Genomic DNA, 16004 nt, shown 5'->3' on the forward strand with positions numbered 1-16004 from the left:
AAACGACTCCACGCCGATGATAGTGCGGATACCCGTGTGAAAGTAGGTAATCGTCAGGCTCCTCATGCCCTAACGCCTAAACCCCACCCCGCAAAGGTGGGGTTTTTGCGTTGGGGCGCTGCAATTCTAAAACGACCAACTTCAACCGAAGCCGCTGTAAATAGCTGCCGATGCGGTTATCAGCGCTCCAAAAACCGCTCAGCCAAGCGGACCCAATACGACGATCCGATCGACAGCAAATCGTCGTTGAAGTCATAACTGGCGTTGTGCAGCATGCATGGCCCAGCGCCATGCCCGTGCTCGCGATGTCCTCCATCGCCGTTACCGAGGAACGCATAGCATCCAGGCTTCTCGAGAAGCATGAACGAAAAATCCTCCGCGCCCATCGTCGGCTCGACGGCGCTATCGACCCTGTCCCTCCCCACCACTTCCGCCATGATTTCCGCCGCAAATCGCGCCTCCTCTGGGGCGTTGATCGTTGGTGGATAATTTCTGTGGAAGTGCATTTCGACGTCGCATTCGTAGGCGGCTGCCGTCGCTTCGACGATTTTGCGCATCCGCTGTTCGATAAGATCGAGCGTCTGCACAGTGAAGGTGCGTACGGTTCCACCAAGCCAAGCTACGTCCGGTACGATGTTCGCGGCTTCGCCGGCGTGAATCTGCGTGATGGAAAGCACCGCGGTATCAATCGGTTTCTTGTTTCGCGTGATGATGGCCTGGAGCCCATTCGCAATCTGGACCGCCGTGAAGACCGGGTCGCGACCGTTATGAGGCAGTGCTGCGTGCGAACCGGTCCCGCGGATCGTGATGCGAAACTCGTTGCTCGACGCCATGATCGGCCCTTCGGTCACACCGAAATGACCAGCGGGAATGCCCGGCCAATTGTGGATGCCAAACACCGCATCCACCGGAAAGCGATCGAAAAGACCGTCCTTGATCATTGCTTTCGCGCCCGCGCCACCTTCTTCGGCCGGCTGAAATATGAAAACGACCGTCCCGTCGAACTCGCCGTGTTCGGAAAGATGCTTCGCAGCACCGAGCAGCATCGCCGTATGTCCATCGTGGCCGCACGCATGCATGCGGCCGTCGTTCGTCGATCGATGTCCGAACGTGTTCAATTCCTGAATGGGCAGCGCGTCCATATCCGCGCGCAGTCCGATCGATTTTCCGCCGGAGCCGCGTTTCAGCACCCCGACGACACCTGTTTTGCCTAGTCCCCGATGCACTTCGATTCCCCACCGTTCGAGGTTATCGGCGACGAGCTTCGCGGTGCCGACCTCTTCGTAGCGTAATTCGGGGTGGGCATGGATCGTTCGTCGGAGTGTTTTGATTTCATCGTGTGAAGCTTCGATTTCCGGGATCAGATTCATTTGAGCCGCTCTTTCAATTGAATTCGGATGGCGCGTATCCGCCGCGCGTGGGGTTTTATTCTACGTCGCCACTATTTGCCGTACCGGACGGTCGATCGCACAACGCCCGTAATAGAATTCCTCATCTGCCGCCCTTTACGCTGATTTACCGGACTTTTCGATGAACGCTCCAGCCGAGTTTGCCCGAGCCGTGTGCCCACACGATTGCCCCGACACATGCGCAATGCGCGTAACGGTGAAGGACGGCAAAGCGGTCAAAATTAGCGGCGATCCCGACCACCCACCGACGCAAGGCGTGCTGTGCACGAAAGTCACGCGGTACGCCGAGCGAACGCATCACAAGGATCGGCTCCTGACGCCACTGCGCCGAGTCGGAAAAAAGGGCGAGGGTCGATTCGAGCCGATCGGTTGGGACGAGGCGTTGAAACTTGCCGCCGAACGCTTGGATGCGATCGCCCGGCGAGCGCCGGAAGCCATCGTCCCATATAGCTACGCTGGCACAATGGGTCTGGTGCAAGGCGAAAGCATCGCTGCCCGATTTTTCAACGTGCTTGGCGCCTCGCGGCTCGAACGCACCATTTGCGCTGCGGCGGGCGCGGCCGGTTTGCGCTACACGTATGGCGCGAGCGTCGGCATGCATAGCGAGTTCTACGACGAGAGCGAACTGATCCTGATCTGGGGCGCGAACCCGATTGCCTCGAGCCTGCACTTCTGGACCCGCGCGCAGGAGGCCAAGCGGCGTGGTGCAAAACTGATCGCGATCGACCCTTATAAATCGCTCACGGCCGAAAAGTGCCATCAGCACATCGCGTTGCGCCCGGGCACCGACGCTGCGCTTGCGCTCGGGATGATCGAGGTCCTCGTCCGCGAGAATCTCATCGACCATGACTATGTGTTCGCGCATACGGTGGGCTTCGACGGGCTCGCGGCGCGCGCCACGCAATATCCGCCCGCGCGCGTGGCGCAGATTTGCGGTATCGAAGAGAGCGTGGTCGTCGAACTCGCGCGCGCTTTCGGGGCGACGAAAAAGGCAGCGATTCGCCTCAATTACGGCATGCAGCGCGTGCGCGGCGGTGGCAATGCCGTTCGCGCGATCGCCTGTCTGCCATCGTTGACGGGCGCGTGGCGCGAGCGCGCTGGCGGACTATTGCTGTCATCGTCGGGCTGGGCGCCGATCGACGGCAACGCGCTCGAACGCCCGGATTTGCTGCCCGGCTGGCCGTCGAAAATACCGCGCGCCGTGAACATGAACGCGATCGGCGACGCGCTGCTGCATCCGGGCGACGAAACCTTCGGGCCGAAAATCGAAGCGCTGATCGTCTATAACTCGAACCCGGTCGCGGTCGCGCCGGACTCGGCGAAGGTGGCAGCGGGCTTCGCGCGCGAGGATCTATTCACGATCGTGCTCGAACACTTCCAGACAGATACCGCGGACTATGCCGACCTGATCTTCCCCGCGACGACACAACTCGAGCATCTGGACGTCCACAAGTCCTACGGACACACACACGTGATGGCGAATCTTCCGGCGATCGGTCCGGTCGGTGAAGCGCGCCCAAACACGGAAATTTTCCGCGGTCTCGCGCGTGCGATGCAGCTCGTCGAGCCAGCGCTGTTCGAGACCGACGAGCAGATCGCATCGAGAGCGTTCCGCTGGGACGACCGCACGCTGGAAGGGCAGAGCTGGGAGAAGCTGAAGGCGTCCGGCTGGCTCAAGCTCAATATTGCAGAAGCGCCGCTTGCTGACGGCGCGTTTCGAACGCCGTCGGGGAAATGCGAATTCTATAGCGAACGTCTGGAGCGCGAAGGCCTCGATCCGCTGCCGGATTACCTGCCGCCATACGAATCCGTCGACGGGTCGCCGGAACTCGCAGCCCGCTATCCGCTTGCGATGATCTCGCCGCCAGCGCGTAATTTCCTGAACAGCAGCTTCGTGAACATCGAGAGTCTGCGTGCGGCGGAGCGCGAACCGTATCTGGACATCCATCCCGCCGATGCCGAAGCGCGTGGCATCGCCGACGGCGCGCTCGTGCGCATTTTCAACGATCGCGGCTCAATGCAGGCCCGCGCGCGCGTGACGGCGCGCGCGCGCGAAGGCGTGGTCGTCGGTCTGTCGATCTGGTGGAAGAAGCTATCGCCGGATGGCTGCAACGCCAATCAGGTCACGAGCCAGGCATTGACCGATCTCGGCAGATCGGCGACGTTCTACGATTGCCTGGTCGAAGTGGAGCAGATGCATTGACAGGTATCGGAAAAGCAGGCTCGGACGAGCCCGGTGCATGGCGTCTAACCCAGTTGTCGGAGACCTGCCGAAAAGCTAGGATCTCGTTTCCGCACGACCATTCTAATATCTTATAAAGGAGACGCCGTATGGAGAAACCTTGGCTGAAGTCCTACCCGGCCGGCGTGCCTGCGGAGATCGATGTATCCGCGTATCGGTCCGTTTCCGAGTTGCTCGAGGACAGCTTCCGCGCGAACCGCGATCGCCGCGCGTTCGTGTGCATGGGCCAGTCGATTACGTATGCCGAGCTCGACGCGATGTCGATCAAGCTGGCCGCGTGGTTTCAGAAGAGAGGCATGAAGCCCGGCACACGCGTCGCGCTAATGATGCCCAACGTTCTGCAATATCCCGTGGCGATCGCGGCGGTGCTGCGCGCCGGTTATATCGTCGTCAACGTGAATCCGCTGTATACGCCGCGCGAGCTCGAACATCAGCTCAAGGACAGCGGTGCGGAAGCGATCGTCATCCTCGAGAATTTCGCGGTCACGCTCCAGGCGGTCGTCCGAAATACGGCGATCAAGCACGTGGTCGTCGCGTCGATGGGCGATCTCATGGGCTTGAAAGGGCTGTTGGTCAACGTCGTCGTGCGCCGCGTGAAGAAGTTGGTGCCCGAATGGAGCGTGCCCGGCAGCGTCCGTTTCAACGACGCGCTCGCCGAAGGCGCACGCAGCACGCTGCAGCGGATCGTTCAAACCCCGGACGACGTCGCGTTCCTGCAGTACACCGGTGGCACGACGGGCGTTGCCAAGGGCGCGACGCTCACGCATCGCAATGTCATCGCAAACACGCTGCAGTCCGAAGTCTGGCTCGACCCGGCCCGCAAGCGCCGCCCGGATATCGACCAGTTCGTCTGCGTGGTCGCGCTGCCGCTGTATCACATCTTTGCGCTGACGGTGTGCGGGATGCTGACGATACGAACCGGCGGCCTGGGCGTGCTGATTCCGAATCCGCGTGATATCGCGGGAACGATCAAAGAACTGAAGGGCGTTCCTATCAACACATTTCCGGCGGTCAACACGCTCTACAACGCGCTGTTGAATCATCCGGACTTTGGCAAGCTCGATTTCTCCAAGCTCATCGCGGCCAACGGCGGCGGCATGGCGGTCCAGGAAGCCGTGGCAAAACGGTGGTTCGCGGCGACCGGCGTGCCGATCGTGGAAGGCTACGGCTTGTCCGAGACTTCGCCCTGCGTGACCTGCAATCCGGTGACGGCCACCGAATACACTGGCACGATCGGCTTGCCGCTGCCGTCGACGGAAATCTCCATCCGCGACGACAACGACAACGAAGTGCCGCTCGGCCAGCCCGGGGAAATCTGCATCCGCGGACCGCAGGTGATGGCGGGCTACTGGAACCGGCCCGATGAAACCGCGAAGGTGATGACACCCGACGGCTTTTTCCGCTCGGGCGATGTGGGCGTGCTGGATGATCGCGGCTACGTGAAGATCGTCGATCGCAAGAAGGACATGATCCTGGTGTCGGGGTTCAACGTGTATCCGAACGAGATCGAGGACGTCGTCGCCATGCTGCCGGGCGTGTTCGAAGTGGCCGCGGTCGGCGTGAAGGACCAGACATCCGGCGAGGCGGTGAAGCTTTTCATCGTGCGCAAGGATCAGGACCTGACCGAAGCCGACGTCATGGCCTATTGCAAAGAGCGGCTCACGGGTTACAAGCGTCCGCGGATGATCGAATTCCGCAACGATCTGCCGAAGAGCAATGTCGGCAAGATCCTGCGGCGCGAATTGCGGGACGGCTGCGCGTAGCATCGGTATTGCTGGAAACGGAAAAGCCCTCGTGTCGTGAGACGCGAGGGCTTTTTCGCTGTGTCCCCTACCCGCGCGCACGAAAAAAGGCGCCCGAAGGCGCCTTTCAATGCATACCGCTTTGTTACGACTTATTAGAACTTGTGGCGGATACCGACGACAGCGGCAACCTGGTTCGACGTCGACGACGGCGACAGACCGTTGATGTTCGCAACAGCCGTTTGGTTCGTCGAGTCCGTGCCGCTCGCGTGCTGGTACACACCGTCGATGTACACGTCGGTGCGCTTGGACAGGAAGTAGTCCGCGCCCAGCATGCCTTGATGGTACTTGGCGTTACCCAGGCCGTAGCCCTTCGTGTAGTCGTACGCCACGCCCAACAGCAGAGCCGGGGTCAACTGATACTTGAAGTTGATTTCGGCGTTGTGGAACTTGCCCGTGCCGCCCGTGAAGCCGCCGGTCGGCGTCAGGCCCGTGCCCGGCTCCGAACCGAGATCCTTGAACTGCGTGTTGCTATACGTTGCGCCGACGGTCGCCGCGCCGAACGTATAAGCACCGCCAGCCGAGATCACTTGCTGCGTCTTCGCCGAAGCGTAGCCGTTGATCACGCGGCTGGAGCCGAAGTTCGACGTCGTCGTGCCCGCGGTCGTCGCCGTGCGGCTGTTCGGGGTGTTGCCGAAGAACGAGTAGTTCGGGTCCTTGACGTTCAGGTAGCCCGCGCCCAACTGCAGGGGACCTTGCGAGTAGCCGAGACCAACCGACCAGATCTGGTTGCGGTTGAACTGGCCAGCGTTGCCGCCGAGGCTGTACAAGCCGCCGAACGTGAAGCCTGCGTAGTTCGCGCTCGTGTACTTGATCGCGTTGTTCACGCGATTCGAGTTGTTCATGTTGTCCAGGTCGCCCGGGTGTGCGCCGAAGTACGATGCCCACTGGCTACCGACTTCGAATGCGCCGGTGTAGTCGACCACGGAGTCGTACTGGCGACCCAGGGTGACCGTGCCGAATTGCGCCGTCGACAGACCAACATACGCCTGACGGCCGAATTCAGCGCCGCCTTGACCCAGTTGGCCGTTGAACACGTTGAAGCCGTTTTCCAACACGAAGATGGCCTTCAGACCACCACCGAGGTCTTCCGTGCCACGCAGGCCCCAGCGGCTGCCCTGCAAGTTGCCGCTGTTCATGGCATACAGCTTTTGGCCACTGCTATTGTTGTTGTAGACGAAGCCTGCGTCGATGATGCCGTACAGCGTCACGCTGCTCTGCGCATGTGCGGCGCCAGCGAAAACGCCCAATGCAGCGAGAGCGAGAAGCGACTTTTTCATTGATTAGATCTCCAGGGAGTGTTTGCGACTGTTTGGCAAGGTCACTGTTCTAGCGCCAGTGTGTTGACGTCCCTGCCGGGCTTCTAAACGAAGTTGACACGTAATGTAACAAAGAGCCTTTGACGGACAAAGGAAAAGGGCGCGGTCTGCCCAACCCATGTGACGTTTACGCAACAGGCGCTAAAATGTTGGTTTTGCAGGATTTTTGCGACCCGTGTTTGCCCTAATTACCAAAGCGGATGCTTAGAAAAGGTCGCTTTCGGTCTTGGCATCCGGGCTTCGGCGGGTTCGTTCGGACCAACCGGCGCGAGCATCGGCTGGTGTGGATGTGCGCTAAAATCCGCGTTTCGCTCAGCGCCGACGAGCCAGAGATCCCGAATTGCTGCAGCCGCCCGCGTTGTACCGGCGACCATGAAGAGAGGTCACAACATGACGCTCGATGAAGTCATCAGCGAGTTCGATCGGGGCTTGCGCTCCATGACGGGCGTGAGCCGCATGTCGCGTCCGATTCCCGAATCGACGATATCCGGCACCGATCTCCCGAGCGACGTCATCTCCGAGGAGTCGCAACTCACGGAGAAGGAGCGCGCCCACTCGGCCGGTCTGATGCGTGTGAACCACGTTGGCGAGGTTTGCGCGCAGGCGCTTTATCAGGCGCAAAAACTCGCCACGCATTCGCCTGAACTCAAGGCGAGCTTCGAGCACGCAGCTCGCGAAGAGGAAGATCATCTTGCGTGGACGACGAAGCGCCTGAAGGATCTGGATGCGCGGCCGAGCCTGCTGAATCCGTTCTGGTACGCGGGCGCGCTTGCGATGGGTTTCGTCGCGGGACGATTCGGCGACCGCGCGAGTCTCGGCTTCATGGCGGAGACGGAGCGTCAGGTCGAGCAGCACCTCGATGGTCATATGAAGACGCTGCCGGCGAACGATCACGCATCGCGCGCGATCGTCGAGCAAATGCGTCTGGACGAGAGCGCGCATGCCGCTGCCGCCATCGGCGCGGGTGGAAGCGAAGTGCCATTTCCGGTCCGCGCGCTGATGCGCGCTGCCTCGAAAGTCATGACGCGAACGGCATATTACATATAACCGGCTAATCGCCTCGGCCGATCCCATAGCGGATTGGCCGGTAACCTCGCGGCCGCATTCCATCTGCGGCCCACAAATCGGGCAAAAAGACCGTTACATTTCCCTCATTTCCGCAGCAGATTTCACGTACTACCTTCACATCCCTCAGTAGCTCTCTAATTCATAACGGTTTTCTCTTTTGTCATCACTTCAAGCTCTTGCGCTAAGTCCTTGTTCTAGCGAATAAAAAGCACTCGAAAAAAAGGTACGCGTCTTGACCGAGGAAATGCGTTCCTCTAAAGTGGGAGACAGTGTGAGAAAGTGGTCTTTTGTGTGATTCACAGACCATTTTCAAGCACAACGGAGTGGGGACGGACGTCAGGGTGGGCGTCTGAAACGGGGAGAGGGCGAGTGTTCCAAGGAGCGTCGGCGCTGACGCTCGATGCGAAAGGACGGATGTCGGTTCCGTCGCGCTATCGGGAAGCGCTGCAAGTGCAGGCTGAAAGCCGGGTGACGCTCACGAGGAGCCCGGATGGATGCCTGTTGCTCTTTCCTCGCCCGGAGTGGGAGCGGTTTCGCACGAAGGTCGCCGCGCTTCCGATGGAAGCCATCTGGTATCAGCGCATTTATCTCGGTAACGCAATGGATATGGAGCTCGACAGCGCCGGGCGTGTGCTCGTTTCGCCCGAGCTTCGCGCCGCCGCTTCCCTGGAAAAGGACGTGACGCTGCTCGGCATGGGAGAGCGCTTCGAGGTATGGGACTCGCAGATTTACGCCGCGAAGGAAGCCGCTGCCATGGCGCAGGGCATGCCGGATTCGTTGAAGAACTTCACTTTTTGACGCGGCGCTGAAGAACATGGCGAAGTCGTCGGGAATCGAACTGCAGCATCGCACGGTGCTGCTGCAGGAAGCAGTAGACGGACTGATCACGCGCACGGACGGCATCTATATAGATGGCACGTTTGGGCGCGGCGGTCACAGCCGGGCCATTTTGCAGCGGATGGGTGAGGCGGGGCGGCTCATCGCTTTCGACAAGGATCCTCTTGCAATCGCCACGGCGCAACAGATTCAGGACTCGCGTTTTTCGATCGTGCACGACAGCTTCGCGGTATTGCGCGATGCGACGAGCGAGCGTGGGGTAGAGCGGGTGTCGGGCGTATTGCTCGACCTTGGCGTGTCGTCGCCGCAGGTGGACGACCCGGAGCGCGGCTTCAGCTTCCGCGCGCAAGGTCCGCTCGACATGAGGATGGACCCGACTCGCGGCGAGTCGGCGGCAGAGTGGCTCGCACGGGCCACGGTGCAGGAACTGACGGAGGTGATCAGAGATTATGGGGAAGAACGGTTTGCTTTTCAGATTGCAAAGGCGCTTGTTGCTCGCAGGGCAGAGTCCGACCGTCTTGGGCCTCTCGACAGCACGCGCGAGCTTGCCGAAATCGTGGGTAACGTCGTCAAAACCCGTGAAAAGGGCAAGGACCCGGCAACTCGTACCTTTCAGGCTATACGGATTCACGTCAATCAAGAGCTTGCGGAGCTGCAAGTAGTTCTTGAGTCGGCATTGGCATTGTTGGAGCAAGGGGGGCGGCTGGTCGTGATCAGCTTTCATTCACTCGAAGACCGGATCGTCAAGCGGTTCATGCAGGCGCACGCAAGCGCGCCGGCGGTGGACCGTCGCTTGCCGATCCGCGCGGTCGACCTGCCGAGCCCGCCGCTGCGCGTAGTCGGCCGCGTGTTTCCGAGCGAAGCCGAAGTCGCCGCCAACCCGCGCGCGCGATCCGCGGTGATGCGTATCGCGGAGCGGATCGCGCCATGAACCGTCTCAATATTTTCCTGCTGATCATCGTGCTCGGATGCGCGCTGTCGGTCGTCAGCTCGACCAACCAGCAGCGGGAAATCTTCATCGATTTGCAGCGGGCGCAATCGCAGGAGCGCCAGCTTCAACAGGACTACGCGCAGTTGCAGTATCAGCAGAGCGCGCTGTCGAAGACCTCGCGCATCGAACAGTTGGCCACCAAGTCGCTGAAGATGCAGCCCGTGACGACCGGCCGCACGCAATATCTCACCTACGACACGGCCGCCAACAAGGCCGCCGACGCACCCATGCCGCCGCCGCTGCCGGCGTCGGCGCCGCCTGCACGCGGAGCCAAGCGATGAAAAAATCCGCGAAGCAGAAAGACATCGCTCATACGCCGAATCCGCTCCTCGCCGTCCGCCTGCCGATGTGGCGCTCGAAGTTCGTCGTGTTCCTGCTGTTCATGGCGTTCGTCGCGCTTGCCGCACGAGCGTTCTGGATCCAGGGTCCGGGCAACGCGTTTTTCAAGAAGCAGGGCGAGAGCCGCTATCAGCGCACGCTCGAATTGCCGGCGACGCGCGGCCAGATCCGCGATCGTAACGGTCTCGTCCTCGCGACCAGTCTGCCGGTGAAGGCGATCTGGGCGATTCCCGAAGCCGTGCCGAACGATCTCGGCGCGGAGAAGTTCGCGCAATTGTCCAAGCTGCTCGAGATGCCGGAAAAAGAGTTGCGCGCAAAGCTCTCGATGGACAAGACCTTCGTCTACGTGAAGCGCCAGGTATCCCTCGAAACCGCGCAGAAAGTCGCCGCGCTGGACATTCCGGGCATTTATTCGCGTGGCGAATACAAGCGCTTCTATCCGGAAGGCGAAATCACCGCGCACCTGATCGGCTTTACTAATATTGAAGACAAGGGACAGGAAGGCGTCGAGCTTGGCGACCAGCGCGTCCTCGCCGGCACGCCGGGCATGCGTCGCGTCATCAAGGACCGCATGGGCCATATCGTCGAGGACGTCGACGAGCAGGTCGTGCCGCACAATGGTACGGACGTCGAACTCTCGATCGACAGCAAGATTCAGTACATTGCGTACACGAACCTGAAGGCCGCCGTCGAGAAGTCCAAGGCGAAGGCAGGCGCGGCGATCGTGATCGACACGAAAACGGGCGAGGTGCTCGCGCTCGTCAACTATCCCACGTACAACCCGAACGACCGCTCGCGCATGACCGGCGAGCAGTTGCGCAACCGCATTCTCACGGACACGTTCGAGCCGGGCTCGATCATGAAGCCTTTCACCGTGTCGCTCGCGCTCGATCTGCATCGCGTGACGCCGAATACGCTCGTGGAAACCGGCGGCGGCGTGTTCGTGCTCGACGGCGCGCGCATCACGGACGATTCCGGCTTTGGCACGCTCACCGTCGGCGGCGTGATTCAGAAGTCGAGCAATATCGGCGCGACCAAAATTGCGATGCAATTGCGTGCTGAGGAAATGTGGAATATGTACACGGGACTCGGACTCGGGCAGGCGCCGAAAGTCGGCTTCCCGGGTGCCGTGACGGGACGTCTGCGGCCGTGGAAGAGCTGGCGGCGCATCGAGCAGGCGACGATGTCCTACGGCTACGGTCTCTCGGCATCGCTGTTCCAGCTTGCGCGCGCGTACACCGCGATCGCGCATGACGGCCAGGTTCTGCCGGTGTCTATTTTCCGCACGCCGGGCGATCAACCGGTCATCGGCCAGCAGGTTTTCTCGCCGACCACCGCGCGTCAAGTGCGCGCGATGCTCGAAACCGTGACGGCGAAGGGCGGCACGTCGCCGGATGCGGCGGTGCCGGGCTATCGCGTCGGCGGGAAGTCGGGAACGGCGTACAAGCACGCGGGCCGCGGCTACGATCATTCGAAGTACCGCGCATCGTTCGTCGGCATGGCGCCGATGCCGAATCCGCGGATCGTCGTGGCCGTATCGGTCGACGAGCCGACGGTCGGCAGCCACTTTGGCGGCCAGGTGTCGGGTCCGGTGTTTTCGGGCATCGTCGGCGATACGCTGCGTGCGCTCAACGTGCCGCCTGATATGCCGGTCAAGCAGATGGTCGTGACGGACGATTCGAACTCCGCCACGCAAGCCGCCGCGCAGCAGCCGGCGAACACGAACAACGCGAATGCCGCGAAGAAAGTCGCGGTATCGAGCAATATGAAGACGCACCCGGGAGTCGTGCGATGAGCGCGCAAGCCCGTCAGAGCAAGATGCAGAAGGACGTATCACACGCCGTTCAATGGCTGCGCGCGCATGCGCAGCCCGAGGCGCAATTGCACGCGGACACGCGCTCGCTCAAAAGCGGCGACGTGTTTCTTGCCTATGCGGTCGAGGGCGCGGACAACCGTCCGTATCTCGACGCCGCGCTCGCCGCGGGCGCGGCCGCTGCGCTTTATCAGCCGGAAAACTTCGCGGGCAAGCCGGACGCATCGAAGGCGCTCGCCGTGAAGGCGCTCGACGAGCTGGCCGGCCCGATCGCGTCCGCGTGGTACGGCGAACCCACCACGTCGATGCTCACCGTTGGCGTGACGGGCACGAACGGCAAAACCTCGTGCAGTCAGTGGATTGCCACCGCGCTGACGGCGCTCGGCCGTCCGTGCGCGATCGTCGGGACGCTCGGCATCGGCATGCCGGGTAAGCTTGTGCATAGCGGCTTTACGACGCCGGACGCGCCGCAGCTTCAGCGCGCCCTCGCGCAACTCAAGGCCCAGGGTGCCGAAGGCGTCGCGATGGAAGTGTCGTCGCACGCGCTGCATCAGGGCCGCGTGAACGGCGTCGACTTCGACATCGCCATCTTCACGAATCTCACTCAGGATCATCTCGATTACCACGGCACGTTAGACGCCTACGAAGCGGCGAAGGCGCGCCTTTTCGCGTGGCCGTCGCTGAAGACGGCGATCGTCAATCGCGACGACGCGGCCGGCCAGCGGCTGATCGAATCGCTGCGCGGCAAGGTGCGCACGATCGCGTACGGCGTCGAAATGCCCGTCGATGCCGCTCCGAGCGCCGACGCCATGCTGCTCGCAACGCAAGTCCGCGCCACGGCGACCGGCACCGCATTTCATCTCTCGTGCGACTGGGGCGAAGCCGACGTCGAAGTCGGCACGCTCGGCGCGTTCAACGTGAGCAATCTGCTTTCCGTGCTCGGCGTGCTGCTCGAAGTCGGCGTACCGTTCGACGCCGCGATCGCGCATGTCGAAAAGCTCGAATCGGTCAACGGCCGCATGGAGCGTCTCGGCGGGCGCATGCAGAGCGACGAGCCGCTCGTCGTGATCGATTACGCCCACACGCCCGACGCGCTCGACAAAACGCTCGCGGCGCTGCGCCCGATCGCCCAGGCGCGCGGCGGCGAGCTCGTCTGCATGTTCGGATGCGGCGGCGACCGCGACGCGACCAAGCGTCCGCTGATGGGCGCGATCGCCGAGCGTCTCGCCGATCAGGTCGTCATCACGAGCGACAATCCGCGGAGTGAAGATCCGCAATCCATCATCGATCAGATCGCGGCCGGCATGAACGACGCCGCGAAGGCGCGCCGCATCGAAGACCGGGCGAGCGCGATCCTGCAAGCAATCCGAAGCGCTGCACGTGAGGATGTCGTCGTGCTCGCCGGAAAAGGACACGAAGCCACGCAGGAAATCATGGGCAAGAAGCGCGCGTTCTCGGATCAGGATCACGCGCGCCTCGCGCTTGCCGCACGCGCCACGCAACAGCGCGGAGGTGGCGAATGACGATGTTCACGCTGCGCGAAGCCGCCGCGATGATTCCCGGCGCCGTCTTGAAGGGCGATGAAAACATAGCGATCGAGCGCGTCGTGACGGACAGCCGCGGCATCCAGGCCGGTGACCTCTTCGTCGCGGTGAAGGGCGATCGCTTCGATGCGCATGACTTCCTCGATCAGGTTGCGAAGAGCGGCGCGGCTGCGGCGCTCGTGTCACGCGAACCGAGCAACTCCGGTGCCTGGCCTCTTCCTGTCATCAAGGTAAAGGACACGCGCGCCGCGCTCGGTGCGCTGGCGCACGGCTGGCGCAAGCGCTACACGATGCCGCTCGTCGCCGTGACGGGCAGCAATGGCAAGACGACGGTCAAGGAGATGATCGCGTCGATCTTCGCGGCTGTCGTGGGTGAAGAAGCGCGGCTCGCGACTGCGGGCAACTTCAACAACGACATCGGCTTGCCACTCACGCTGTTCCGTCTGAACGCGTCGCACAAGCTCGCGGTCGTCGAGCTCGGCATGAATCATCCGGGCGAAACGGAAGTGCTCGGCAAGATCGCCGCGCCCGATGTCGCTGTCGTCAATAACGCGCAGCGCGAACATCAGGAGTTCATGGCGACGGTCGAAGCGGTCGCGCTCGAACATGCCACGGTGATTCACGCGCTGGGCGAATCCGGCACGGCCGTGTTCCCCGCCGACGATCAGTACGCCGTCTTCTGGCGCACGGCCGCGACGGACAACGCGATCATCGACTTCGCGCTGACCGACGATGCATCGAAGGCCGCCGTCACCGGCACATTGAAAGGCACGACGGTTCATATGCGCACGCCGCAGGGCGAGATCGCTGTCGCGCTCAACGTGCTCGGCGAGCACAACGCGCGCAACGCGCTCGCGGCGGCATCGGCGGCGCTAGCGGCGGGCGTATCGCTGGATGCGATCAGGCGCGGACTCGAAGCGTTCCAGCCGGTGAAAGGCCGTCTGCAAGTGAAGCGCGCCGTGCTCGGCGCGCTCGCGGGTGCGACCGTCATCGACGACACCTACAACTCGAATCCCGATTCGATGCGCGCGGCCATCGACGTGCTCGCATCGCAGGCTTCACCGCGCGTGCTCGTGATGGGCGACATGGGCGAAGTCGGCGAGGAAGGTCCGGCGTTTCATCGCGAAGTCGGCGCGTATGCGGCAGAGCGCGGCATCGATGCGCTCTTCGCGCTCGGCGACGCGAGTCGCGATTCGGTGAACGCATTCAACGAGAAGGCATCGAAGCAGACCGCAGACCATTTCGGTGACGTCGCTGAAATGGTCGCCGCGCTTCAAAGCGCGGGCTACGGCGACAAAGCCACGTATCTCGCAAAAGGCTCGCGCTTCATGAAGATGGAGCGCGTGGTGGATGCGTTGACGAGCCCCCAACAATCCGCCGCGGGCAGCACGCCCGCGGCACACTGATTCACTGAAGAGAAGGACCAGCATGCTACTCGCACTCGCGCAATGGCTCCAGAATGACGCCAGCTTCATGCGCGTGTTCACCTACATCACGTTCCGCGCGGTCGGCGCCACGGCGACGGCCATGCTGATCGGCCTCGTCTGCGGCCCGTGGGTCATCCGCAAGCTGACCTTGCTCAAGGTCGGCCAAGCTGTGCGCAAGGACGGCCCGCAGACGCACCTCGTCAAGTCCGGCACGCCGACGATGGGCGGCGTGCTCATTCTTATCGGCATTGCAGTGTCAACGTTGCTGTGGGCCGATCTCACCAACCGCTTCGTGTGGATCGTGATGCTCGTCACGTTCGGCTATGGCGTCATCGGCTGGGTGGACGACTATCGCAAGGTCGTGCATAAGGACCCGCGCGGCATGTCGTCGCGCGAAAAGTATTTCTGGCAGTCGGTCATCGGCCTGTTCGCGGCGGTGTATCTCGCGTTCAGCGTGTCCGAAGCCAGCAACACGCGCGTGTTCGATCTCTTCATGGCGTGGGTGCGCAGCGGCCTGTCGATGGGCCTGCCCGCACGCGCCGATCTGATGTTGCCGTTCCTCAAGTCGATCACATATCCGCTCGGCGTGTGGGGCTTCATCGCGATGACGTACTTCGTGATCGTCGGCTCGAGCAACGCGGTGAATCTCACCGATGGCCTCGACGGCCTCGTCATCATGCCCGTCGTGCTCGTGGGCGCGTCGCTCGGCGCGTTCGCCTACGTGATGGGCTCGTCGGTGTATTCGAAGTACCTGCTGTTCCCGCACATTCCCGGCGCGGGCGAACTGCTGATCTTCTGCTCCGCGATGGGCGGCGCCGGCCTCGCGTTTCTCTGGTACAACACGCACCCCGCGCAAGTATTCATGGGCGATGTCGGCGCGCTCGCGCTCGGCGGCGCGCTCGGCACGATCGCCGTGATCGTCCGTCAGGAAGTCGTGCTCTTCATCATGGGCGGCGTGTTCGTCGCGGAAACGCTTTCCGTGATGTTGCAGGTCTTCTGGTTCAAGTTTACGAAGCGCCGTTACGGCGAAGGCCGCCGCTTTTTCAAGATGGCGCCGCTGCATCACCACTACGAACTGTCCGGCTGGACCGAGACGCAAGTGGTCGTGCGCTTCTGGATCATCACGTTGATGTTGTGTCTGTTCGGTTTGTCGACGCTCAAGCTGCGTTGATTTTTTTGCACTTGCACGGTTCTTCAGGTTTTTGGAAAAGGT

12 protein-coding genes are annotated in these 16004 nt (G+C 62.1%); 10 read left to right on the forward strand and 2 right to left on the reverse strand.

The genetic code is table 11. The features are described 5' to 3' along the window. Positions 1-179: 179 nt before the first annotated feature. A complete protein-coding gene (locus tag AWB75_RS33070) occupies positions 180-1370 on the reverse strand; it encodes a M20 aminoacylase family protein (protein ID WP_061128193.1) in 1191 nt (396 codons plus the stop codon). 160 nt (positions 1371-1530) lie between these two features. On the opposite strand from AWB75_RS33070, the gene AWB75_RS33075 reads away from it, so the two are divergent. Both AWB75_RS33075 and AWB75_RS33080 read left to right on the forward strand, forming a co-directional pair. Beyond that, positions 1531-3612, forward strand: coding sequence for a molybdopterin-containing oxidoreductase family protein (locus tag AWB75_RS33075; RefSeq protein ID WP_061128194.1), 2082 nt, complete (start codon positions 1531-1533; stop codon positions 3610-3612). A 128-nt stretch (positions 3613-3740) separates the two neighbouring features. After that, positions 3741-5414, forward strand: a complete 1674-nt coding sequence (locus AWB75_RS33080) for a long-chain fatty acid--CoA ligase (RefSeq protein ID WP_061128195.1) — start codon at positions 3741-3743, stop codon at positions 5412-5414. Between the two features lie 134 nt (positions 5415-5548). Here AWB75_RS33080 and AWB75_RS33085 read toward each other — a convergent pair whose 3' ends face one another. Beyond that, on the reverse strand, positions 5549-6733 hold the full coding sequence (locus AWB75_RS33085; RefSeq protein ID WP_061128196.1) for a porin: 1185 nt from the start codon (positions 6731-6733) through the stop codon (positions 5549-5551). A 429-nt stretch (positions 6734-7162) separates the two neighbouring features. Between AWB75_RS33085 and coq7 the strand changes: the two genes are divergently transcribed. From coq7 to mraY, 8 genes are all read left to right on the forward strand, one after another. After that, complete coding sequence (gene coq7 / locus AWB75_RS33090) at positions 7163-7819, forward strand: 2-polyprenyl-3-methyl-6-methoxy-1,4-benzoquinone monooxygenase (RefSeq protein ID WP_061128213.1); 657 nt, start codon at positions 7163-7165, stop codon at positions 7817-7819. A gap of 390 nt (positions 7820-8209) precedes the next feature. Further along, a complete protein-coding gene (gene mraZ / locus AWB75_RS33095; RefSeq protein WP_061128197.1) occupies positions 8210-8638 on the forward strand; it encodes a division/cell wall cluster transcriptional repressor MraZ in 429 nt (142 codons plus the stop codon). A gap of 16 nt (positions 8639-8654) precedes the next feature. Next, positions 8655-9608, forward strand: a complete 954-nt coding sequence (gene rsmH, locus AWB75_RS33100; RefSeq protein ID WP_061128198.1) for a 16S rRNA (cytosine(1402)-N(4))-methyltransferase RsmH — start codon at positions 8655-8657, stop codon at positions 9606-9608. Next, positions 9605-9949 (forward strand): cell division protein FtsL, encoded by a 345-nt coding sequence (ftsL, locus tag AWB75_RS33105; protein WP_061128199.1) that lies wholly within the window; start codon positions 9605-9607, stop codon positions 9947-9949. Before rsmH ends, ftsL begins: the two co-directional genes overlap by 4 nt. After that, positions 9946-11802: a peptidoglycan D,D-transpeptidase FtsI family protein gene (locus AWB75_RS33110; RefSeq protein WP_061128200.1), complete on the forward strand. Its 1857-nt coding sequence runs from the start codon at positions 9946-9948 to the stop codon at positions 11800-11802. Before ftsL ends, AWB75_RS33110 begins: the two co-directional genes overlap by 4 nt. Beyond that, positions 11799-13343: a UDP-N-acetylmuramoyl-L-alanyl-D-glutamate--2,6-diaminopimelate ligase gene (locus AWB75_RS33115; RefSeq protein ID WP_061128201.1), complete on the forward strand. Its 1545-nt coding sequence runs from the start codon at positions 11799-11801 to the stop codon at positions 13341-13343. The genes AWB75_RS33110 and AWB75_RS33115 overlap by 4 nt, the downstream gene beginning before the upstream one ends. Continuing rightward, positions 13340-14770 carry a UDP-N-acetylmuramoyl-tripeptide--D-alanyl-D-alanine ligase gene (locus AWB75_RS33120; RefSeq protein ID WP_061128202.1) on the forward strand — a complete coding sequence of 477 codons (1431 nt, stop codon included), beginning with the start codon at positions 13340-13342 and terminating at the stop codon, positions 14768-14770. The genes AWB75_RS33115 and AWB75_RS33120 overlap by 4 nt, the downstream gene beginning before the upstream one ends. Positions 14771-14792: 22 nt before the next feature. After that, positions 14793-15962: a phospho-N-acetylmuramoyl-pentapeptide-transferase gene (mraY, locus tag AWB75_RS33125; protein WP_061128203.1), complete on the forward strand. Its 1170-nt coding sequence runs from the start codon at positions 14793-14795 to the stop codon at positions 15960-15962. Positions 15963-16004: the final 42 nt, after the last annotated feature.

It is taken from the genome of Caballeronia catudaia, assembly GCF_001544755.2.
GTDB classification, from domain to species: domain Bacteria; phylum Pseudomonadota; class Gammaproteobacteria; order Burkholderiales; family Burkholderiaceae; genus Caballeronia; species Caballeronia catudaia.

Excerpts from the sequence above, each read along its gene's own strand:
- AWB75_RS33075 (WP_061128194.1), top strand. The coding sequence starts at position 1,531 with ATGAACGCTCCAGCCGAGTTTGCCCGAGCCGTGTGCCCACACGATTGC.
- AWB75_RS33070 (WP_061128193.1), bottom strand. The coding sequence starts at position 1,370 with ATGAATCTGATCCCGGAAATCGAAGCTTCACACGATGAAATCAAAACA.
- AWB75_RS33085 (WP_061128196.1), bottom strand. The coding sequence starts at position 6,733 with ATGAAAAAGTCGCTTCTCGCTCTCGCTGCATTGGGCGTTTTCGCTGGC.
- AWB75_RS33110 (WP_061128200.1), top strand. The coding sequence starts at position 9,946 with ATGAAAAAATCCGCGAAGCAGAAAGACATCGCTCATACGCCGAATCCG.
- coq7 (WP_061128213.1), top strand. The coding sequence starts at position 7,163 with ATGACGCTCGATGAAGTCATCAGCGAGTTCGATCGGGGCTTGCGCTCC.
- AWB75_RS33115 (WP_061128201.1), top strand. The coding sequence starts at position 11,799 with ATGAGCGCGCAAGCCCGTCAGAGCAAGATGCAGAAGGACGTATCACAC.
- rsmH (WP_061128198.1), top strand. The coding sequence starts at position 8,655 with ATGGCGAAGTCGTCGGGAATCGAACTGCAGCATCGCACGGTGCTGCTG.
- mraY (WP_061128203.1), top strand. The coding sequence starts at position 14,793 with ATGCTACTCGCACTCGCGCAATGGCTCCAGAATGACGCCAGCTTCATG.
- AWB75_RS33080 (WP_061128195.1), top strand. The coding sequence starts at position 3,741 with ATGGAGAAACCTTGGCTGAAGTCCTACCCGGCCGGCGTGCCTGCGGAG.
- ftsL (WP_061128199.1), top strand. The coding sequence starts at position 9,605 with ATGAACCGTCTCAATATTTTCCTGCTGATCATCGTGCTCGGATGCGCG.
- AWB75_RS33120 (WP_061128202.1), top strand. The coding sequence starts at position 13,340 with ATGACGATGTTCACGCTGCGCGAAGCCGCCGCGATGATTCCCGGCGCC.